19 protein-coding genes are annotated in these 20,243 nt (G+C 73.2%); 8 read left to right on the top strand and 11 right to left on the bottom strand.

The window, feature by feature from the left end; all coding sequences use genetic code 11:
* Positions 1 to 51: 51 nt before the first annotated feature.
* Complete coding sequence (locus tag O1G22_RS37085) at positions 52 to 477, top strand: MarR family winged helix-turn-helix transcriptional regulator (protein WP_270085305.1); 426 nt, start codon at positions 52 to 54, stop codon at positions 475 to 477.
* Here O1G22_RS37085 and pqqB read toward each other — a convergent pair.
* Together pqqB and O1G22_RS37075 are read right to left on the bottom strand one after the other, a co-directional pair.
* Entirely contained in the window at positions 474 to 1,370 is an 897-nt protein-coding gene (gene pqqB, locus O1G22_RS37080; RefSeq protein ID WP_270085304.1) for a pyrroloquinoline quinone biosynthesis protein PqqB, read from the bottom strand. The two genes, O1G22_RS37085 and pqqB, sit on opposite strands and share 4 nt — an antisense overlap.
* A gap of 127 nt (positions 1,371 to 1,497) precedes the next feature.
* Positions 1,498 to 1,899, bottom strand: a complete 402-nt coding sequence (locus O1G22_RS37075) for an SseB family protein (protein WP_270085303.1) — start codon at positions 1,897 to 1,899, stop codon at positions 1,498 to 1,500.
* Between the two features lie 148 nt (positions 1,900 to 2,047).
* On the opposite strand from O1G22_RS37075, the gene O1G22_RS37070 reads away from it, so the two are divergent.
* Positions 2,048 to 3,313, top strand: coding sequence for an alpha-L-fucosidase (locus tag O1G22_RS37070; protein WP_270085302.1), 1,266 nt, complete (start codon positions 2,048 to 2,050; stop codon positions 3,311 to 3,313).
* Positions 3,314 to 3,343: 30 nt separating this feature from the next.
* Here O1G22_RS37070 and O1G22_RS37065 read toward each other — a convergent pair whose 3' ends face one another.
* Entirely contained in the window at positions 3,344 to 3,892 is a 549-nt protein-coding gene (locus O1G22_RS37065; RefSeq protein WP_270085301.1) for an isochorismatase family protein, read from the bottom strand.
* On the bottom strand, positions 3,889 to 5,394 hold the full coding sequence (locus tag O1G22_RS37060) for a purine-cytosine permease family protein (RefSeq protein WP_270085300.1): 1,506 nt from the start codon (positions 5,392 to 5,394) through the stop codon (positions 3,889 to 3,891). The genes O1G22_RS37065 and O1G22_RS37060 overlap by 4 nt, the downstream gene beginning before the upstream one ends.
* 330 nt (positions 5,395 to 5,724) lie before the next feature.
* Here O1G22_RS37060 and O1G22_RS37055 point away from each other — a divergent pair, with 330 nt between their 5' ends.
* Positions 5,725 to 6,792, top strand: coding sequence for an NAD(+)/NADH kinase (locus O1G22_RS37055; RefSeq protein WP_270085299.1), 1,068 nt, complete (start codon positions 5,725 to 5,727; stop codon positions 6,790 to 6,792).
* Between the two features lie 78 nt (positions 6,793 to 6,870).
* The gene (locus tag O1G22_RS37050; protein WP_270085298.1) at positions 6,871 to 7,602 is read left to right on the top strand and encodes a DUF7873 family protein; all 732 of its coding nucleotides are present in this window, start codon (positions 6,871 to 6,873) and stop codon (positions 7,600 to 7,602) included.
* A gap of 473 nt (positions 7,603 to 8,075) precedes the next feature.
* Here O1G22_RS37050 and O1G22_RS37045 read toward each other — a convergent pair whose 3' ends face one another.
* From O1G22_RS37045 to lnt, 4 genes are all read right to left on the bottom strand, one after another.
* Positions 8,076 to 9,995: a helix-turn-helix domain-containing protein gene (locus tag O1G22_RS37045; RefSeq protein ID WP_270085297.1), complete on the bottom strand. Its 1,920-nt coding sequence runs from the start codon at positions 9,993 to 9,995 to the stop codon at positions 8,076 to 8,078.
* A gap of 121 nt (positions 9,996 to 10,116) precedes the next feature.
* Entirely contained in the window at positions 10,117 to 10,926 is an 810-nt protein-coding gene (locus O1G22_RS37040) for a 3-hydroxybutyrate dehydrogenase (RefSeq protein ID WP_270085296.1), read from the bottom strand.
* A gap of 54 nt (positions 10,927 to 10,980) precedes the next feature.
* Positions 10,981 to 11,460 (bottom strand): NUDIX hydrolase, encoded by a 480-nt coding sequence (locus O1G22_RS37035; protein ID WP_270085295.1) that lies wholly within the window; start codon positions 11,458 to 11,460, stop codon positions 10,981 to 10,983.
* Between the two features lie 67 nt (positions 11,461 to 11,527).
* Positions 11,528 to 13,138, bottom strand: coding sequence for an apolipoprotein N-acyltransferase (gene lnt, locus O1G22_RS37030; protein ID WP_270085294.1), 1,611 nt, complete (start codon positions 13,136 to 13,138; stop codon positions 11,528 to 11,530).
* A 331-nt stretch (positions 13,139 to 13,469) separates the two neighbouring features.
* Here lnt and O1G22_RS37025 point away from each other — a divergent pair, with 331 nt between their 5' ends.
* The gene (locus O1G22_RS37025; RefSeq protein WP_270085293.1) at positions 13,470 to 14,438 is read left to right on the top strand and encodes an O-antigen ligase family protein; all 969 of its coding nucleotides are present in this window, start codon (positions 13,470 to 13,472) and stop codon (positions 14,436 to 14,438) included.
* A gap of 229 nt (positions 14,439 to 14,667) precedes the next feature.
* Here O1G22_RS37025 and O1G22_RS37020 read toward each other — a convergent pair whose 3' ends face one another.
* Complete coding sequence (locus tag O1G22_RS37020; RefSeq protein WP_270085292.1) at positions 14,668 to 15,213, bottom strand: hypothetical protein; 546 nt, start codon at positions 15,211 to 15,213, stop codon at positions 14,668 to 14,670.
* A 105-nt stretch (positions 15,214 to 15,318) separates the two neighbouring features.
* A complete protein-coding gene (locus tag O1G22_RS37015; RefSeq protein ID WP_270085291.1) occupies positions 15,319 to 16,104 on the bottom strand; it encodes a glutamate racemase in 786 nt (261 codons plus the stop codon).
* A gap of 69 nt (positions 16,105 to 16,173) precedes the next feature.
* On the opposite strand from O1G22_RS37015, the gene O1G22_RS37010 reads away from it, so the two are divergent.
* Positions 16,174 to 17,337: a glycosyltransferase gene (locus O1G22_RS37010; protein ID WP_270086638.1), complete on the top strand. Its 1,164-nt coding sequence runs from the start codon at positions 16,174 to 16,176 to the stop codon at positions 17,335 to 17,337.
* Between the two features lie 6 nt (positions 17,338 to 17,343).
* Here O1G22_RS37010 and O1G22_RS37005 read toward each other — a convergent pair whose 3' ends face one another.
* Positions 17,344 to 18,627 (bottom strand): TerD family protein, encoded by a 1,284-nt coding sequence (locus O1G22_RS37005; protein ID WP_270085290.1) that lies wholly within the window; start codon positions 18,625 to 18,627, stop codon positions 17,344 to 17,346.
* A gap of 285 nt (positions 18,628 to 18,912) precedes the next feature.
* On the opposite strand from O1G22_RS37005, the gene O1G22_RS37000 reads away from it, so the two are divergent.
* Together O1G22_RS37000 and O1G22_RS36995 are read left to right on the top strand one after the other, a co-directional pair.
* The gene (locus O1G22_RS37000) at positions 18,913 to 19,344 is read left to right on the top strand and encodes a DUF6643 family protein (RefSeq protein WP_270085289.1); all 432 of its coding nucleotides are present in this window, start codon (positions 18,913 to 18,915) and stop codon (positions 19,342 to 19,344) included.
* A 42-nt stretch (positions 19,345 to 19,386) separates the two neighbouring features.
* A complete protein-coding gene (locus tag O1G22_RS36995) occupies positions 19,387 to 20,211 on the top strand; it encodes an MOSC domain-containing protein (protein WP_270085288.1) in 825 nt (274 codons plus the stop codon).
* The last annotated feature ends 32 nt before the right edge of the window (positions 20,212 to 20,243 follow it).

The raw sequence follows: 20,243 nt of genomic DNA, 5'->3' as shown, positions 1-20,243 counted from the left end.
CACACTAGTTGCACACTCAACGATTGGCCGGATCGGTGCTACGGTGCGGGTATGGCAGTCAAGACGGCCGACGCCCGGCTCGAAGAACGGTGGCGGGACATCCTCGCCGTCCACGCGCGCACGATGTGCGAGATCGACCGGGCCCTGCATCCGCACGGGCTGGGCGCCAGCGACTTCGAGGTGCTGGACATCCTGGCGACCGAGTCGCCCGCCGAGGGCGACCAGTGCCGGGTGCAGAACCTGGTCGGCCGGGTCCACCTCAGCCAGAGCGCGCTGTCCCGGCTGATCGGCCGGCTGGAGAAGGACGGACTGGTCGAGCGCTCGGTGTGCGCGGAGGACCGGCGCGGGGTGTGGGTGGCGCTCACCCCCAAGGGCCGCCGGCTGCACACCGAGGTACGGCCGCTGCAGCGCGCGGTGCTGGAGCGCATGCTGGCCGAGCAGGAACGTGAGGCGAGAGCGGCGCGGCGGGAGACCTAGAGCATCAGCTCGGTTCCGTCCGGCAGCACCTCCACCCCCTCCTCGGCGGTACGCGCGCGTGCCGGTGATGCGGGGTCGAGCAACGGGTTGGTGTGGTCGAGGTGGGTGTAGACCCGGCGCACCCCGAGGTGACGGGCGAGGGCGGCGAGGGTGCCGTCCGGGCCCGTCACCGGCAGATGTCCGCCGGCCGGCTGCCCGGCCCCGGACCGCGGCACCGTACCCGTCTCGTCCGCCGTGTAGCGGGTGCCGTCCAGCAGCACACAGTCGGCCTCGGCGCACAGCTCGTCCAGCTCCGCGCTCCAGGTGTCCACACCGGGCGCGTACAGCAGTACTCCCCCGCTGGCGAGATCCTCGATGCGGTACGCCGTGACCCATGGGCCGGCCGGCTGGGGCACCTGGGCCGGTACGTACGCCGGGATCTTCGCGCCCGCCGCGTGGGCCGTGACCACCAGCCCGCCGGCCAGCACGAAACCGCCGTCGGCCAGGCTGTCCGCCCACTCCCAGGGGGCGTGACGGTCCAGTGCGGCGCGGACGGGGGCGAGGACGGCACGGACCGGCGGAGCCGCGTAGACCTTCAGGCCGGCCGCTCCGCGCAGTTCGGCCAGGCCGCTGACATGGTCGGCCTCGGCGTCGGTGAGCAGGACACCGCGCAGCGGGGTGTCCCGGGTGCCGGGGCCGGGGCGCAGCGCGAGTGTGGCGGTGAGCTGGACACGCAGATCGGGCGAGGCGTTCAGCAGCCACCAGTCGCGGCCGTTGCCGGTGACGGCGGCGCACTCCCGGGTGCGGGAGGGCAGCGTGCCGGCCCGGGCGGCCGTGCACAGTGCGCAGGCGCAGTTCCACTGCGGGAAGCCGCCGCCGGCGGCGGTGCCCAGCAGGACGACCCTCACGACCATCGGCTCCTTCGCGCGCGTCCGGTTGTGTCTCCGGTGGGGTCTTCCCGCGCAGGGGTGGATGACCACCCTGGTTCAGGGCGCAGTTCCGGTCGTTCGGTCGTCCGAGGGAGTTCCTTCGAGGCGCCGATCACCGAGCCAGGAGCGTGCGTACCCCCTGTGCCGTCAGCGTCAGAGCGTGGGCGGAGTTGCCGTCGATGGCGAGGCACAGGTCCTCGTCGGGCCACTGGGCGGCCAGTGCGCCGAGTGGTATCAGGCGGTAGCGGGAGACGAACGGCAGCAGCCGGGCCAGTTCGTCCTCCGTGGTGAACACGGGGACGACCGGGTCGCCTCCGGGTGCTTCGAGGACCGGCAGGGCCACGGTCTCGGGGGCTGTGCCCTCGCTGTCGGCCTCGTCGTCCGGCACCGGGACGAGCACGTCACTGTGGGCGAGGGTGTCCAGCGCGGCCTGGTCCTCGGTGTTCACGACCAGCGCGTCCAGCGCCTTCCGGGCCGGCGTCGCCGGGTCGTTGTGTGCGGCGGATGTGTCCATGGCGGATCCCCAGGTAGCTACGGTGCGGCCTCCCGGGCCGGTCCGTGCCCGGGCGCTCCCGGCTCGCGTACCCGCTGGGATCCCGGGCATGCGTGAGGATCGTACGGAGGTCTGGTGACCGTGCGCGCATGCCGCCTAGCGTGTCCGTATGCCGATGCAACCCTGGTTCCGCGAGGCCAAATTGGGCATCTTCGTCCACTGGGGCGTCTACGCGGTGGGCGGAGTCCCGGAGTCCTGGTCGTTCTACACCGGGCAGGTCTCCCACGAGCGGTACATGAAGCAGCTGGACGGCTTCACGGCGTCCCGTTACGACCCGCGCGCGTGGGCGGAGCTGTTCGCCCGCGCCGGTGCCCGATACGCCGTGCTCACCGCGCGCCATCACGACGGGGTGGCCCTGTGGGACAGCGCGCAGGGCGGCCTGGACGTGGTCCGCCACACCCCTGCGGGGCGCGATCTGCTCGCCGGGTACGCGGACGCGCTGCGCGAGCGCGGACTGAGGGTGGGCCTGTACTACTCCCACTCGGACTGGAACCACCCCGACTACGCGAGCCTCCGGCACCCCGGACCGGACCAGGAGCCCGCGAACCCCCTCTCCCACGCCCAGCCCGGTCAGGAGGACCCGGCGGCCTGGACGCGCTACCTCGCCTACCGGGACGGCCAGGTTGGGGAGCTGGTCGACCGGTACCGGCCGGATCTGCTGTGGTTCGACGGCGAGTGGGAGCGCACCGAGGAGCAGTGGGGGCTGGACGCGCTGGCCGCGCTGATCCTGGCCGGGAACCCGGACACGGTCCTCAACGCGCGGATGCTCAGCCACGGCGACTACGCCACCCCGGAGCAGGGTGTGCCGCTTCAGGCCCCCGACGGACCATGGGAGTTGTGCCTCACGGTCAACGACTCCTGGGGCTTCCAGCACCAGGACCACAACCACAAGTCCGTGCGCCAACTGGTGCGCTACTTCACGGAGACGATCGGCGCGGGCGGCAATCTGCTGCTCGACGTGGGCCCGCGCGAGGACGGCACGATCCCGGCGGAACAGGCGGAACGGCTGACGGGGCTCGGGGCGTGGATCGCCCGGCACGCCGAGGCCGTGTACGGCACGGGTGCGGGGCTGCCGCCCGGGCACCACTACGGCCCGAGCACGCTGTCGGCCGACCGCCGGACGCTGTATCTCGTCTGCTTCGACACCCCGCGCGAGACGGTGTCGGTGCGCGGGCTGCGCAACCGGGTGCGGCGGGTGAGCGTGCTGGGTACGGGTGCCGAGCTGGGCCACCGGGTCACCGGCGGGCTGGCCGACGTACCGGGCGTGACCTGGCTGGACGCGCCGGCGGCGCGGGACGTGGACGAGTACGCCACCGTACTCGCCGTGGAACTCGACGGTGAGCTGGATCTGTACCGGGGTACGGGGCGGGCCTGACGCGGCCGCCGGCCGGGCCGCGTCAGCGGCTCACGGGCCGGGCTCCGCGAGCAGGCCGGCGATGGTGGTGACCCGGATCAGCGGCCGGTAGAGGTCCATCAAGTGAAGGGCCTTGCGGTGCGAGTCGTCGTCCGCGCCCGCGCAGGCGTCGGCGACCACGAGCACCTCGGTGCCGGCGTCGGCGGCGGCCAGGGCGGTGGACAGCACACAGCAGTCGGTGCTGACCCCGGCCAGGACCAGGCGGCCGCCGGGGCCGAGGCGGGCGGCGAGTTCCGGGGTCCATTTGCCGAAGGTGGTGGTGTCCAGGACGTCCGACTGGGAGGCGAACTCGCCGTCCAGGTCCCAGAGTTCGGCGTCCGGGGGCCGGCGGGCGAAGGGCCAGCGGTCGTAGTACGCCCGCCAGGCCCCGGTCGGCCGCTCGGGGGCCAGGAAGCGGGTGAAGGTCACGCGCCCGGCGAAGGCCGGCAGGAGGGTGCGTACGCCCGCGGCCGCGTCGGCGAACCGAGGGGTGGCCCACGGGCTCGCCGGGTCGGCGAAGACGCGCTGCATGTCGATGACGGCGAGGTGTCCGGCGGTCATACGCGGACCGCTCCCTCGTTCGGTGCCTGGCTCGGCGCCTGGGCCTCCTGGGCGCGGACCCGGCCCCGGCCGAGCAGCAGGGTGCCGAGGAAGGCGAGGGCCAGGGCTGCCAGGACACCCAGGTTGGCGTACGCCCAGGCGCCGGTCCTGCCGCCGAGGCCGAGCGGCCCGAGCAGATAGCCCTGCCAGGTGAGCCAGCTCGCGGCGGTGTTGGTGACCAGGCCCCAGCCGGCGGCGGTGGCGGCGAGGGTGAGCAGCAGGGGTGTCAGGGGGAGGTCGCCGTAGCGGCCGTGCGGGCGGTACAGGTCGCCGTCGTCGTAGTCGCGGCGGCGCAGGGCCAGGTCGGCGAGCATGATGCCGCACCAGGCGGCGATGGGTACGCCGAGCGTGGTGAGGAAGCCCATGAACTGGCCGAGGAAGTCACCGGCGAAGAACACGATGTACACCGAGCCGGCGATCATCAGGGCGCCGTCGAGGAGCGCGGCCAGATAGCGGGGCACGGGCAGGCCTGCGGAGAGCAGGGCCAGGCCGGAGGAGTAGATGTCGAGGACGGCGCCGCCGACCAGGCCGAGGACGGCGACGACGGCGAACGGCACCAGGAACCAGGTGGGCAGGATCGTGGTGAGCGCGCCGATCGGGTCGGCGGCGACGGCCTTGCTCAGCGCCTGCGAGGAACCGGCCAGCAGCAGGCCGAAGACCAGCAGGAGCAGTGGGGCGGCGCAGGCGCCGAAGGTGGTCCAGCCGATCACGCCCCTGCTGGACGCGTTCCTGGGCAGATAGCGGGAGTAGTCGGCGGCGGCGTTGACCCAGCCGAGGCCGAAGCCGGTCATCATGAACACCAGGGCGCCGATGAACTCCTGCGGGGAACCGGCCGGGATCGCGCTGACGCCGGCCCAGTGGATGTGGTCGGCGACGAGGGCGATGTAGACGACGGTGAGGACGCCCGTGATCAGGGTGATCGCGGTCTGCAGCCGCATGATGAGGTCGAAGCCCATGACCCCGCCGACGACGGTCAGCGCGGCGACCACGACGAGGGCGACCACCTTGGTCCCGGTGCCGCCGCCCCAGCCGAGACGGCCGAAGACGGTCGCGGTGGCCAGGGTGGCGAGCGCGGTGAGCACGGTCTCCCAGCCGACGGTGAGCACCCAGGAGATCACGGACGGCAGCCGGTTGCCGCGCACTCCGTACGCGGCGCGGCTGAGCACCATCGTCGGTGCCGAGCCGCGTTTTCCGGCGACCGCGATGAACCCGCACAGCAGGAACGAGACGACGATGCCCAGCACGCCGGCGGCGAGGGCCTGCCAGAAGGAGATGCCGAAGCCGAACGCGAAGGCGCCGTAGCTCAGGCCGAGGACGGACACGTTGGCCCCGAACCAGGGCCAGAACAGCGTGCGCGGGGTGCCCTTGCGCTCCGCGTCCCCGATCACGTCGAGGCCGTGTGCCTCCACCTGGATCGGCCGGCCGGGGGATCTGTCGCCGACGGGGTCCTGCGCACGCGTCATGACCGAACCACCTGCCCTGCCTGTCCGGAAGTTTCTCGATCACGCTAGGCCGGTGCCGTGGGGGCGTCAATCGACGCCCGCGGATCGTCCACGCGGGCCGGGGGTTTCATGACCGCCCGCGCCGACGTGGGTTCCTGGGTCGCCGCGGCCACCCGTCGGTCCGGACCGGCGCAGTGCTTGGCCGGCGCCCGCGGGGGGCCGGGGTGCTGTGCCCGGCCGCCGGCTACGGCCCACCCGGTCGCGGCAACCGGCGGCGTGGCGCGTGCCGCGGCGGAGGGGTGCGCGGCGAGGATGGCGCTCGGAGCAGCCGGTTGGGAGGCGGAGGCGGGTATGACGGTGAACCGTGTCGGCCTGGTGGTGCACGGCGGACGCGCCGAGGCCGTGACCGCGGCGGGGGCCGTGCGCGCGTGGTGCGCCGAGCAGGGCGTGACGTGTGCCGACATCGATGTGTGGCAGGAGGGTGCGCGGCACAGTGCCCTGGAGGAGATCGAGGCCGCGGGCGACCCTGATCTGATCGTCACGCTCGGCGGGGACGGCACGTTCCTGCGCGGGGCGCGGCTGGCCGCCGAGCACGACGCCCTGGTCCTCGGCGTCGACCTCGGCCGGGTCGGCTTCCTGACGGAGGTCCCGGTCCCGAAGGTGCGCGCGGCCCTGGACGCCGTACAGGACGGGCGGATCACCGTGGAGCGCCGGATGCTGCTGACCATGCGCGCGTCGTGCCGGCTGGAGGTCCCGGCGCAGATGGAGGCGCTGCTGCGGTACGGGCGCGGGCCGATGCTGCCGCCGCCGCGGGTGCGCACCGAGTGCGAAACAGGCGGTGACTGGGGTGTCGCGCTGAACGTCACCGCGCTGAACGACATCGTCGTGGAGAAGCTGGCCCGGGACCGGCAGGTGTCGGTCGGCGTCTATCTGGCGGGCCGGCTGCTGGCCTGCTACTCCGCCGACGCGCTGCTGGTGGCCACGCCCACGGGCTCCACCGCGTACAGCTTCGCCGCGGGCGGCCCGGTCGTCTCGCCGCGCACGCAGGGGCTGGTCTTCACACCGGTCGCCCCGCACATGGTGTTCAACCGCTCGGTCGTGGCCGCCCCCGACGAGCCCATCGCGCTGCGGGTGCTGGAGCGGTCGGGCCAGGCCGCCGTCAGCATCGACGGCCAGCTGCGCGGTGTGCTGAGCCCCGGCGACTGGATCGGTGTGTACGCCGCGCCGCGCCCGCTGAAGGCCGTGCGGCTGGGCCCGACGGACTTCTACGGCCGGCTGCGCGAGCGCATGAACCTCACCGACGCCCCCGCCGCGCTGGCCGACGGAGAGGCCGCTCCGCTGTGGCCGGTCACCACTCCCCCGCCGGGCGACCTGGCCCACCTCGCGCTGCCCCCGGTCCCGGCCGACGGACAGGCATGATCCGGGGCCAGCGATAAAACGGGTGCGAGTGTTCGAGCAGGTGAGATACGTTCCTGCCTGTTCGAAGGGGGAGCCGACATGGCGAAGCTGAATCAGATCATCGCTGTCGAGAAGGGTGTCAAGAGCAAGTCGCTCCAGGACATCACCGCGGCGCACCACAAGGTGCAGAAGCCGGCGCTGCTGGCCGGTATCTCGCGCACGTACCAGCCGAAGGACGAGGAGGGCGAGCAGCTCCCGCCCGAGTCCACGCGGGTGCAGGTGCAGGCCGAGGACGTGCTGCGCGAGATGTCCACCTCGCTCACCCGCCTCTTCGACGTGACCGCCACCAAGGACTGGGCGAACTGCACGGCCCGCGCGGACGTCACGGTCGACGGCCGGACGATCCTCACCGACGTCCCGGTCAGCTATCTGCTCTTCCTGGAGAAGCAGCTCACCGACCTGCACACGTTCGTCAGGAAGCTCCCCACGCTCGACGCCGCCGAGTCCTGGTCGCACGACCCGTCCACGGACTGGTGGAAGACGGACCCGGTGCGCACGATCCGTACCAAGAAGGTCCCGCGCAACCATGTCAAGGCGGAGGCGACCGAGAAGCACCCGGCACAGGTCGAGGTGTACTACGAGGACGTGCCCATCGGGTACTGGACGACCGTGAAGTTCTCCGGAGCGCTTCCGGCGCGGCGGGTGAACGAGCTGGTGGAGCGGGTCGAGAAGCTCCAGCAGGCAGTGAAGTTCGCCCGCGAGGAGGCCAACGGCGCGGAAATCACCGACCAGCGGGTCGGCGACGCGGTGTTCGGCTACCTGCTCGGCTGACGCCGGCCACGGGTAGCATCCACGATCGCCCCCGCGTGCGAGCGCGGGGGTGCGCGACAGGCGCGGGCCGGATTGAGGACCGGTGCGCGTGATGAGCGCAAGCTGACACTGAAGTTCAGCCTGAAGAAGCGGTGACAGTGAAGGTTCGAGTCCTTCCCCCGGCACGGCACGAGCAACGGGCCGGGGTAGCCCAACATGGCAGAGGCAGCCGCGGTCAATCTCAGACTCTCGCTCCAGTCTCAGCATCGCCGCCGATCGCCGGATCGACCGGGGCCGGACGAACGCCGTCGGATGCGAGTTCGACTCTCGCCTGCACCTCTTCCACGGTGCGGTAGTTCAAAGGAAGAACACGACGGCATGATGACTGATCCGTCCTCTTAAACGCCGCCGGCATGCGCAATTGGGTGGCATCCCCAGGGGCCCGGGAGCTGGATACGACTCCCGGGCCCCGCCACATGCGTACGGTGCCGGTGTCACCCTCTGTCCGGGGTCGCCAGCCGGTGCAGTCTCAGGGCCAGTTGGATCTCCAGGGCGCGGGCGGGGGTCTGCCAGTCGGCGCCGAGCAGCCGGCCCACCCGCTCCAGGCGCTGGGCGACCGTGTTGACGTGGACGTGCAGGGCGTCCTTGGTGCGGGCCGGACTCATCCCGCAGGCGAAGTACGCGTCCAGAGTGCGCAGCAGGTCCGTGCCGCGCCGTTCGTCGTACGCAACGACCGGGCCCACGGTGCGCTCGACGAAGCCGGCGATGTCCCGGTCGCCCGCGAGGAGCAGACCGAGGAAGCCGAAGTCCTCGGCGGCCGCGCCGTCCCCGGCCCGGCCCAGCAGATGCAGGGCCTCCAGGCAGCGGCGGCCCTCGACGTAGGCGGCGGCCACGGTCTCGGGGCGGGCGGCCAGGCCGGTGACGGGGGCGGAGGCGCCGACCGTGACGGGTTGGCGGACGGCCGTGCCCAGGTCGCGGGCGGTGCGGCGGGCCACTTCCGTGGCGCTGTCGCCGGTGCCGAGCGGCAGCAGCAGGACGGTGCCGCCGTCGCGCGCGGCGGCCAGACCGTGACGGGTGGCGGCGAGATGGGAGGCGGCCGACCACAGCCGACGGCGGGCCGCGGCCTCCTCGTCGGCGTCGGCGGCGGGGCCGTCGAGGCGGGCGGCGAGGACGACATGGGTCGCGTCCAGGTCGGCGTGCAGCCGGGCGGCCCGGTCGCGCAGCAGGCGCGGGTCCCGGTCCCGGGCGTCCAGCAGGTCGTCCAGCAGCTCGCCGCGCACGCGCTGTTCGGCCTCCGCGGCGGAGCGGCGGGCCAGCAGGAGCAGCGAGGTGACCATCGCCGCCCGCTCCAGCGTGCGCTGGTCCACCGGGTCGAGGTCGGGGTGTCCACGCAGGACCAGCGCGCCGAGGAGTTCGCCGCCGGCGGCCACCGGGGCGATCCAGTCCCCGGCGTGCCGTACGGCGTGTCCCTCCGCGCGGGAGGCCTGAAGCGCCTCGGCCGGTGCCGCGCCGGGCTCGGTGAACTCCACGGTCCCGTCGAGGACTTCGGAGACGGCGGCGGCCACGTCGTGCACCCCGCCGCCGCGCAGGACGAGTTCGGTGAGCCGGTCGTGCACCTCGGAGGCGCGCTCGATGACGGCGCTGCGGTCCCGGATGATCTCGTTGGCCCGCTCCAGCCCGGCCAGCGCCGCGCGGGTCTCGGTGAGCAGGTTGGCGGTGTCGATCGCGGCGGCGGCGAGCGCGGCGAAGGAGCCGAGCACCGCGATCTGCTCCCGCTCGAAGACCCGGGCCCGGCGGTCGGCGGCGAACAGAACCCCGATGACGTGCGGCCCGAGCATCAGGGGGACGCCGAGGATGGCGACCAGGCCCTCGTCCCGGACACCGCCGTCGATGGTGAGGGTGTGCTGGAAGCGGGCGTCCTGGAAGTAGTCGTCGGTGACGTAAGGCCGTGTGGTCTGCGCGACCAGTCCACCGAGCCCTTCCCCGAGGCCGAGTCGCAGCTGCTGGAAGCGGGCGGAGACGGAGCCCTCGGTCACCCGCATGTAGGTGTCGCCGCGCGCGGGGTCGTTCAGGGTGAGATAGGCGACGTCCGTGCCGAGCAGCGAGCGGGCGCGCTGCACGATGGCCTGCAGAACGGCGTCGAGATCGCGCAGGCCCGCGAGATCGTGGGCGGTCTCGAAGAGCGCGGACAGCTCCGCCTCGCGCCGCCGGCGTCCCTCCAGCTCGGCCCGGACGCGCAGGGCCAGCGGGCGGGCCCGTTCCAGCGCGGCGATCCGGTCGGCAGGCAGGCCCTCGGCGCGGGCGAGCAGCACCGGCTGCTCGTACGCCTCCACGGAGGCGTCGCGGGCCAGCAGCTCCAGGTAGGGGACCTCCGGGCTGCGGCTGGGTGCCGGCTGAACGTGATCGCGAGACATGGTCACAGGATTCCGCATCGACGGCCCGGCCCGCCTGGCCTGTGGACAACTCCAGGGCTCCCGGACTCCCGGCCCCCTGGCCCCCGGGCGCTTGGGCTCCCGGGCCGGACGTTCGGGCCTCTCAGTGGGCCGTCCACCCGCCGTCGAGCACGAGCGAGGTGCCGGTGACGAAGGACGCCTGGGGGCTGCACAGGTAGGCGACGGCCTCGGCGACCTCCTCCGGTTCGATGAGCCGTCGCACGGCGCTGTCCTTCAGCAGGACCTCGGACAGCACGCGCTCCTCGCGGATGCCGTGCGCCCGCGCCTGGTCGGCGATCTGCCGCTCGACCAAGGGCGTGCGCACGTAGGCCGGGTTCACGCAGTTCGAGGTCACCCCGTGGGCGGCTCCCTCCAGAGCGGCTGTCTTGGACAGTCCCTCCAGACCGTGTTTGGCGGCCACATAGGCCGACTTGAAAGCGGAGGCGCGCAGACCATGGACGGAGGACACATTGACGATCCGGCCCCAGCCCTGGGCGTACATGTGCGGCAGGGCCCCGCGGATGAGCCGGAAGGGTGCCTCCAGCATCACGGTGAGCACCGTGTGGAAGACGTCGGGCGGGAAGTCCTCGATGGGGCGCACCAGTTGCAGGCCCGCGTTGTTGACCAGCACATCGATGCCGACGGCGGCCCGTTCGGCGGCGTCGAGGTCGGTGAGGTCGACGACCTGCGGTACGACGGTGCCGAGGAGGCCGGTGTCCGCCTCCGCGGCCAGCTCGGCCAGGCCGGCCGCGTCGCGGTCGACGGCCCGCACCTCGGCCCCGGCGGCGGCGAGCCGCAGCGCGCAGGCGCGGCCGATGCCGCCGGCGGCACCGGTGACGAGGGCCGTGCGGCCGCCGAGGTCGAGGGCGAGGGGCGGGGGGCACGAGCCGGGCGGCGGGCTGGACGCGGTCATGTGCCGACCCTAAGGGGAACCCCTCTCTCCCCACATATGGTGATCACCCATACTTCAGTCGCCAGCCATAGGGTCAAACCATGTGGGTGCATCCGACATGGCCTGCTTGATCCGGAACAGGCCGAACTCATGCAGTTCGGGCAGCGCGTCCACGTCGAACCAGGCCACCTCCAGCGACTCGTCGTCGTTGACCCGGGCCTCGCCGCCCACCGCGCGGCAGCGGATGGTGATGTCCATGTACTGGCAGGTGTCGCCGTTGGGGTAGGTGACCGGTTCCAGCGCCTGCACCAGGACGACCCGCTCGGCTTCGCAGCGCACCGCCGTCTCCTCGAAGACCTCCCGCACGGCGCAGGCCGCCGGCTGTTCACCCGGCTCCGGGATGCCGCCGATCACCGACCACTTGCGGGTGTCGGCCCGCCGGCCCAGCAGCACTCTGCCCTCGTCGTCGAAGACGATCGCGGTGATTCCGGGGAGCCAGAGCAACTGCTGTCCGGCGGAGGCACGCAGCGTGCGGATGAAGTCAGGAGTAGCCATGGCCCCGACCCTAACCGGCCGGGCCCGTGCTCTCCGGCCGGTTCACAGGCCGGACCCGGTCGTACGGCTATGCGCCACCGGCGCGCCGGCCGCGCAGCCCGGACCCGATGGCCCAGCCGATGCCGCCCGCGGCGACCAGCACCAGGGCGATCTCCGGGAGGATGCCCAGCTCGGTCGCCGGGGTCTTGGACGTGCGCAGCGGCACCTTCTGCACGAGGTAGGCGGGCACGAACATGCCGGTCTTCTGGGTGATCCTGCCGTCCGGCATGATGATCGCGCTGACGCCGCTGGTCACCGGCACGGTGACGGTGCGGCTGTGCTCGACGGCGCGGATCCGGGACATGGCGAGCTGCTGGTAGGTCATCTCGCTGCGGTCGAAGGTGGCGTTGTTGCTCGGCACGGAGATCATCTCGGCGCCGTGGGTGACCGTGTCCCGTACGGCCCAGTCGAAGGCGGCCTCGTAGCAGGTGGCGAGGCCCACCTTGGCGCCGTCGATGTCGAACACGCCGGGCTTGCTGCCCCGGCTGAAGTCCTGGCGGACCATGCCGGTCCAGTTCTTGTTGATCGCGCCGACGAGCCCGCGCAACGGCAGGTACTCGCCGAACGGCTGGATCTGCCGCTTGTCGTAGGTCTGCGTCGGCCCCTTCTCGGGGTCCCAGAGGATCTGCTCGTTGAGCAGCTTTCCGTCGCGCTCCACGACTCCGCCGACCGAGATGGGCACGCCGACCGCCTTGGCGGCGCCTTCGATGACGGCGGCCGCGTCGGGGTTGGTGAAGGGGTCGATGTCGGAGGAGTTCTCCGGCCACAGCACATAGTCGGGCTTGGCGGCTTTGCCCGCCTTGATGTCGGCGGCGAGCTTGAGCGTCTCGCGCACGTGGTAGTCGAGCACGGCCCGGCGCTGGGCGCTGAACTCCAGCCCGGAGCGCGGCACGTTGCCCTGGATGAGGGCGACGGTCCGGGTGCCGTCCTCGGCCTTGTCGCTCACGAGCGGCCGGGCGGCGACGGCGCCCGCCACCGGGACGGCCACGCTCAGCAGCGCGGCGGCCGCGGCCCCCCGCCGCACGTCCCGGTTCCGGCGGTTCTCGGCGATGAGCCGCCCGGCCTCGTACAGCCCGAAGCCGCACAGGACCACCGCGAAGCCCAGCACCGGAGTGCCGCCCACCGCGGCGAGCGGCAGGAAGACGCCGTCCGCCTGGCCGAAGGCGATCTTGCCCCAGGGGAAGCCCCGGAACGGCACGCGCGCGCGTACCGCCTCGCCGGCGATCCAGAGGGCCGCGGCCCACACCGGCCAGGCGGGCAGCTTGGAGACGGCGGCGACGCCGACGCCGACCAGGGCGACGAAGACCGCCTCGATGGCGACGAGGGCCAGCCACGGACCGGGACCGACCTCCACGCCGGTCCACACCAGCAGCGGCAGCAGGAAGCCCAGGCCGAAGAGGTAGCCGAGGCCGAGGGCCGCCTTCCAGCCGCGCCCGCGCAGTACCCAGCCGAAGCCGGCGAAAGCGGGCAGCGCCAGCCACCACAGGGTGCGGGGCGGGAAGCTGACGTAGAGCAGCACTCCGCAGAGCGCGGAGGCGACGGCCGGGACCAGACGCAGCAGCCGGCCGCTGCGCACGCCTGGGGCGGAGGGCGGCTGGAGCTGGTCCGGCTGGTCCACGGAAGTTGCGGTGACGGTCACCCGGGTGAGTGTACGGCGGCTGACCTGGCCACCGACAGCACGGTCCGCAGGCCGGCCCCGGCTCCGGCCCGCCACGCTTCTCCCCCTTTTCGTCACGCTCCCCCCGCACACTTCTCATCACGGCGATCCGCCGCATCTCGTGCCCAACCAGGTCATCAGCCGCTACGGTGTGCCCAGCCTCGGCAGTGCGGCCGACCCCGGCGCCGTGCTCTGCCGTGGCCCGACAGGGGTGAGCGGGGACGAGGGGCGGCGAGTGAGCTCGACCGGGATGAGGCCTGCGGCAGGTGTGGACGCGGCCGACGTCAGAGGAAACGTTTCTGACGGGGCAGGCATGATCTTGCTGGGCGCCTGTGCCGGATGGGCGCTGCTCACCGCGGCGGCCCATGACGGGCGGCCCGAGGGCATGCTGCTCGCGGTGCTCGCCGTGACCGCCGGTCATGCCGTCGGCCGGGTCTCCGGGGCGCTGCTGCCGGTGGCCGCGCCCTGCGCCGGCGCGCTGGCCGCCCTCGCGGTGGCCGTGGCGCGGCCCGATCTCTCCCCGGGCGCCTGGTACGCAGCCCCACTCGGGCACGCCGGCGGCACGGCCGCTCTGCTGGCGCTGGCCACCGGTGCCGCGTGCTGCGCCGCCTGGGCCACGTCCGTACCGGCGCTGCGGCTGGGCCTGTGGGCGCTGGCCGCGGGAATCGTGCCGACCGGGGCCCTGCTGGGCTCCGTAGCCGGTTGTGCGGCGAGCACGGCCGTACTGCTGTGCGCGCTGGCCGCGGGCTCGGTGACCCGCCGGGGCCCGTCCCTGCTGGGGCTGGCCGTGGCAGCGGCCCTGGTCGGGGGCACAGTGTGGGCGCTCGCCGCCGGTGTGCTGCCCGACGGGCTCTCGGACGTGCTCGAAGGACGGCTCAGCGCGCACCGGGTGGGGCTGTGGCAGGACGCCCTGCGGATGGCGGGCCGGAACAGGGGCCTCGGGGTCGGCCCGGACCGGTTCGGCGAGCTGAGCCCGGCGGCGCACACCGTGCCCTCCGACGGCAAGCCGCACTCGGCCCCGCTGCAACTGGCGGCGGAGCAGGGCCTCGTCGGGGTGGTGCTGCTCGGCGCCGCGTTCTGCTGGGTGCTGCACGCGCTGTGGCGTACGCCCCGTCCGACGCCCGTCGCCCTCACCGCGGGCGCCGCCCTGACGGCGCTGGCCGCGCTCGCCTCGCTGGGCAACGCGCTGAGCTTCACGACGGTGACGGCGAGCGCCGGGCTGCTGGCCGGGTGGGCCACGGCACGGCCCTGGGCCCGCGCCGGCGCGGAGCCCCGGCTCTGAACGCGGTCACCGGCGGCCGCGCTGTGCCGGGCGGCCACGCTGTGCCGGGCGGCCGCACGATCGGAGCGGTGCCACCCGCCACGCGCGCGTGCCCGTGTCAGAGAGAAACGCCCGCCGCATCAGAGAGCAACGGCCTCCGCGCGCGTGCCCGTCTCCGAGAGATGTCGTATGCCACGCGCGCGTGGCCGACGCGGGCGATGGCACCGGCCCGCACTCCGGTGTGCGCGGCTCAGGCGGCCGGGCCCGGTGTGATGGTCCGCAGCCGGGCCCTGATGACCCGTACCGCCGACTCGGCGTTGTCGACGGTGATCGTGAAGGTGTGGCCGTCCCACAGGCGCAGCACGATGCCCTCACCCCGGCGTACGACGACCGCGGTGCCCTTCTCGGGCCGCCAGCGGTAGCCCCAGCCGCCCCAGTGCCGGGGGGTGACCAGGGCGGTGAAGTCGGCGCCCGCCACATGGGAGAGGGGGATGCGGCGGCGCGGCAGCCCCATGTGGCCGCAGCGCACCTCCAGGGACTCCTTGTCGAGCTTGAGGTCGACGTGCACGAAGGCGAGGGTGCCGAAGAGGACCAGCAGACCGGCCGCGATGCAGCCCACGACGGACATCGCCAGCGGGGCGACGCCGGAGGTCCATGCCGAGTCCACGGCCAGCTCGATGCCGAGCGCCATGCAGGCCGCACCGACCAGCGCCAGCAGCCACTGGACCCGGTTGGTGGCGCGCCCGGTCCAGACCTCGGGGTGAGCGGTGTCGTCGGCGTGGGGGTGGTCCCTCATGCGTATGAGGTTACTCAGGATTCGCCGTGCGGGGACGGTGTGGCTGGGCGTGGCTGGACCCGGTGGGGCACGGTGGGCCGGTGCGCGAATCCGTCGCCCCGTCGGTCAGCGGACGGGGCTGACGGTCCGCAGGAAACGGCCTTCCTCGTAGGTCAGGGCGGTGTCCGGGAGCGTGGCCTCGCGGCCGCTGAGCAGCACCGTGAGGGTGCTGTCGGCGACGGCGTCCGGAGCCGGCTCCACCCCGATCCGGCGCAGGGCCTGGGCGGCGACCGCCCCGGCGGTGCCGTGCAGGACGAGCGGCGGGCGGTCCGGCCGCTGGACGGCCGCGCGGATCCGCTCGGCGACCAGCTCGTAGTTGGTGCAGCCGAGGACGACGGTGGTCACGTCCTCGGGGGTACGGGCGGCGGCGGAGGCGATCGCGGCCTCGATGGCGGCCTCGTCGGCGTGGTGCACCGCGTCCGCGAGGCCGGGGCAGGCCACCTCGGTGACGGCGACACCGGCGGCGAACTCCTCGATCAGGCCCCGCTGGTAGGCGCTCCCGGTGGTGGCGGGGGTCGCCCAGATGGCGACGTGGCCGCCACCCGCCGCGGCCGGCTTGATCGCCGGAACGGTTCCGATGATCGGCAGGTCCGGTTCGAAGCGGGCCCGCATCGCGGGCAGGGAGTGCACGGACGCGGTGTTGCAGGCGACGATCAGAACCTCGGGGGCGTGGGCGGCGGCGGCCTCGGCCACGGCGATCGCCCGCTGCGTGATGTCCTCCGGGGTGCGCGGCCCCCAGGGCATCCCGTCGGGATCCCACGAGAGCACGAGATCCGCGTCGGGCCGCAGCCGGCGTACCGCGGCGGCGGCGGGGAGCAGGCCGATTCCGGAGTCCATGAGCGCGATCTTCACCCGGCCACGATAGACGATGCGCCCTTACGGACCGCTCCGGTGGGGCAGACTGCGGCCGTGAGCGCCCTGATGTGGATCACCGTCGTCTCGCTGGCCGCCTGGTGCTGGCTGCTGCTGTGCCAGGGCTTCTTCTGGCGCACGGACGTCCGGCTGCCGCCGCGCCGGGAACCGGACGCGTGGCCGTCCGTGTGTGTCGTCGTACCGGCCCGGGACGAGGCGGCCGTCCTGCCCGCGAGCCTGCCGTCGCTGCTGGCGCAGGACTATCCGGGGCGGGCGGAGGTGTTCCTGGTGGACGACGGGAGCACGGACGGCACCGGTGAGCTCGCCCATGAGCTGTCCCGGCGGCACGGCGGTCTGCCGCTGACCGTGGGCTCGCCCGGTGAGCCGCCGGCGGGCTGGACGGGCAAGCTGTGGGCGGTGCGGCACGGTATCGGTCTGGCACGCGCGCGTGATCCCGAGTATCTGCTGCTGACGGACGCGGACATCGCGCACGCCCCGGACAGCCTGCGCGAGCTGGTCGCGGCGGCCGGTGCCGGGGGCTTCGACGTCGTGTCGCAGATGGCGCGGCTGCGGGTGGAGAGCCTGTGGGAGCGGCTGGTGGTCCCGGCGTTCGTCTACTTCTTCGCGCAGCTGTATCCCTTCCGGTGGATCGGCCGCAGGGGATCGCGTACGGCCGCGGCGGCGGGCGGCTGTGTCCTGCTGCGCGCGGACATGGCCGAGCGGGCGCGCGTCCCGGACGCGATCCGGCACGCCGTCATCGACGACGTGGCGCTCGCGCGCGCGGTGAAGGGCGCCGGCGGACAGGTGTGGCTGGGGCTGGCCGAGCGGGTGGAAAGCGTGCGGCCCTATCCGCGGCTGCACGACCTGTGGCGGATGGTCTCGCGCAGCGCCTACGCGCAGCTGCGGCACAACCCGCTGCTGCTCCTCGGCACGGTCGCCGGACTCGCCCTGGTGTATCTGGTGCCGCCCGCCGCGCTGGTCGTGGGAGCGGCCGGCGGGGATGCGGCGACGGCGGTGTTCGGCGCGGTGGCGTGGGCGGTGATGGCGGGCACGTACGTGCCGATGCTGCGCTACTACGGCCAGCCGCTGTGGCTCGCCCCGCTGCTGCCGTTCACCGCGTTCCTCTATCTGCTGATGACGGTCGACTCGGCGGTACAGCACTACCGGGGCCGCGGGGCCGCATGGAAGGGCCGTACGTACGCGCGTCCCGGTGCCGTGCCCGACGAGGGCTGAGCGCGCTCACTTGCGGCCGGGCGTCCAGTTCATGCCCCAGCCGTAGGCGCGGTCCACGGTCCGCTGCGGGCTCACCCCGCGCTCCGGCACCAGATAGCGCGCCTCGCGCTGCACGAGGAGATCGCCGCCGGTGTTCGTGATCAGCGCGAGCGCGCACACCGTCGAGGGGACCGTGCACTCGTCGAGCGAGAAGTCGATCGGGGCGCCGTGCTGCGGCTGGAGGGTGACGGTGGCGTGCAGGTCGGCGAACGAGCTGGCGCCTTCGTAGATCGTGACGAAGACGAGGATGCGCCGGAAGTCCTGCCGGTGGTCGAGGTTGACAGTGAGGTTCTCGCCGGCGGCCACGGCTCCGGTGCGGTCGTCGCCGTCGAGATGGATGTACGGCGGCCGGTGCAGCGATCCGAAGGCGTTCCCGAGGGCCTGGACGACACCTTTGCGGCCGTCGGTGAGTTCGTACAGCGCGCACAGGTCGAGGTCGAGGTCCCCCTGCCCTCCCCAGCGACCGCCCCAGCCCGAAAGCCGTTTGCGCGTCTGCCAGTTGAGGTTCACGCGCAGGGCGCCGGAGGTTCCGCCCTGCTTGGCCAGCGAGACGGAGGGTACGGCCTTGGTGAGGGTGACCTTGGACAGGCGGACCGGCTGGGCCGGGGGCATCCGCGGGGCGGCGGCCGGAGGGACCGGAGGTGGCGGCGGAGGCGTGGCGGGCGCCGGCGGCATGGCTGCCGGGGGCGCCGTTGGGGCCGGGGCGGCGGTCGGTGCGGCGTGCTGGGGCTGGTCGACGGTGATCCCGAAGTCCGTTGCCAGGCCTTCGAGTCCGCTGCTGTAGCCCTGGGCGACGGCGCGGAACTTCCAGCCGCCCTGGCGGCGGTAGAACTCACCGAGCACGAAGGCCGTCTCGGAGGTCGCGCCGGGGCTGTCGAATCGGACGACGACGGAGCCGGTCATGGCGTCGGTCACCTCGATGTAGAGGCCGGGGACCTGCGCGAACGTCCCGCCGTCGGCCGAGGCGGCGAGGACGATGCGCTCGATCGCGCCCTCCACGCGCGCGAGGTCGACGCAGAGGATGTCGGTGACGTGTCCGCCGGCCGTGCGCTTGCCCTCGTGGCGTACCGCGCCGGAGGGGTGGGCGGGCTGGTTGTAGAAGACGAAGTCTCCGTCGGAGCGGACCTTTCCCGCGGCGAGCAGCAGCGCCGAGGCGTCCGCGTCGGGCACACCGGGACCGGAGCGCCAGCCCAATTCGACACGCAGGGCCGTGGCCGGCACCGGCGCGTTCGATCCCTTCGACATTGACATGTCCGCCCCAATCGATGTCGGCTCCCGGGCTCCCCCGGCACTCGGACCCATCCCTACCCGCACAACGTATTCCGGGCCCGCGAACTCTCCTGAGCAGCACCGGAAGATCGCCGGTCGACCGCCGGTAACCCCGCAGAAAGTCGGCCTTTACATGATTCAAACGTAGACCGGCGCCCCATTTTGCCAAGTTCGCTCGGATTGGGTATCCCAGGCCACTGCCGACACGGAAAAGAACCCTCTTATCGGTCTCCCCAACGAGCACATCGTGGGCTTAACTTATGTGCCATGACCTCCCCCCGCTCCACTTATGGTGGCGGCTACTACTCCGCCTCCTTCCCGGACACCCCGATCTACGACTCGCTCGTCGCCGAGCGAGGCACCCCGCAGATCGCCCCGATCCGGGTCCCCGCCGCCTACGACACGGGCGGCAACCTGCCGGCCCTGCCGTCGGCCCTGCCCGCCCTCCCGGCGGCGCCCTCCCCGCAGGTCCCCTCCTACGGATACCCGCAGACGGCGCAGCCCGCACCGCTGCAGCAGGCCCCCACGGCGTACATCCCGCAGCAGGCGAGCGCCCCACGCGGTTATCCCGGCCCGCAGGCCCCGCAGCAGCAGCGCCCGATGGGCACGGGGTACGAGGCCATGCGCCCGGCCGCGCCGCGGCCCACACCGGCTCCCTACCAGGACCCGTACAACAACCAGCAGTACCGCGGCTACTGACCGGCGCCCCGCGCTGTCGGTGCCACCTGGCACGATGGCGCCATGGAACACGCCGAAGTGCAGTCGATCCACGTCCATCCGGTCAAGGCGTTCCGGGGATTCGCGGCCCTGGAAGCCGTGGTGGAGCCCTGGGGCCTGGCCGGTGACCGGCGCTGGACACTGATCGACGACGGGGGAAAGGTCGTCACACAGCGCGAGCAGCCACGCCTCGCACTGGCCGCCGCCGAGCTGCTGCCCGGCGGCGGAGTGCGGCTGTCCGCGCCCGGTCGCGCGGCGTTGAGCGTGCCGGTGCCCGAGCCGGCCCGGACCGTGCCGATCAGTGTCTTCGGCACGAAGGTGGAGGCGGTCCCGGCCACAGCGGCCGCGCACGCCTGGTGCAGCGCCTATCTGGAGGCGGACGTCCGCCTGGTCCACATGGACGACCCGGCCACCCGGCGCCCGGTCGACCCCGCGTACGCCCTGCCCGGCGAGACGGTGAGCTTCGCCGACGGCTACCCCCTGCTGGCCACCACGGCCGCCTCCCTGGCCGCCCTCAATTCCCTGATGGCAGAGGGCACTCACGCCCACGAGGGCCCGCTGCCGATGAACCGCTTCCGGCCCAACCTCGTCGTCGCGGGCACCGAGCCGTGGGCCGAGGACCACTGGACGCGGCTCTCCGTCGGCGAGGTGGTCTTCCGCGTCGCGAAGCCGAGCGGACGCTGTGTCGTCACCACAACCGACCAGGACACCGCCGTGCGCGGCCGTGAGCCGCTGCTCACCCTCGCGCGGCACCGCAGAGTCGGCTCGAAGCTGGTCTTCGGCCAGAACCTGGTGCCGCTCACGCGCGGCACCATCAGGGTCGGGGACCCGGTCCGGGTGCTGGAGTGACGGTCGAGAACGGCTGCGGACGGGAACCAGGG

Source organism: Streptomyces camelliae (assembly GCF_027625935.1).
Lineage (GTDB): Bacteria > Actinomycetota > Actinomycetes > Streptomycetales > Streptomycetaceae > Streptomyces > Streptomyces camelliae.
Note: the sequence above shows the minus strand (reverse complement) of the source record. Positions and strands in the feature narration are given on the sequence as shown.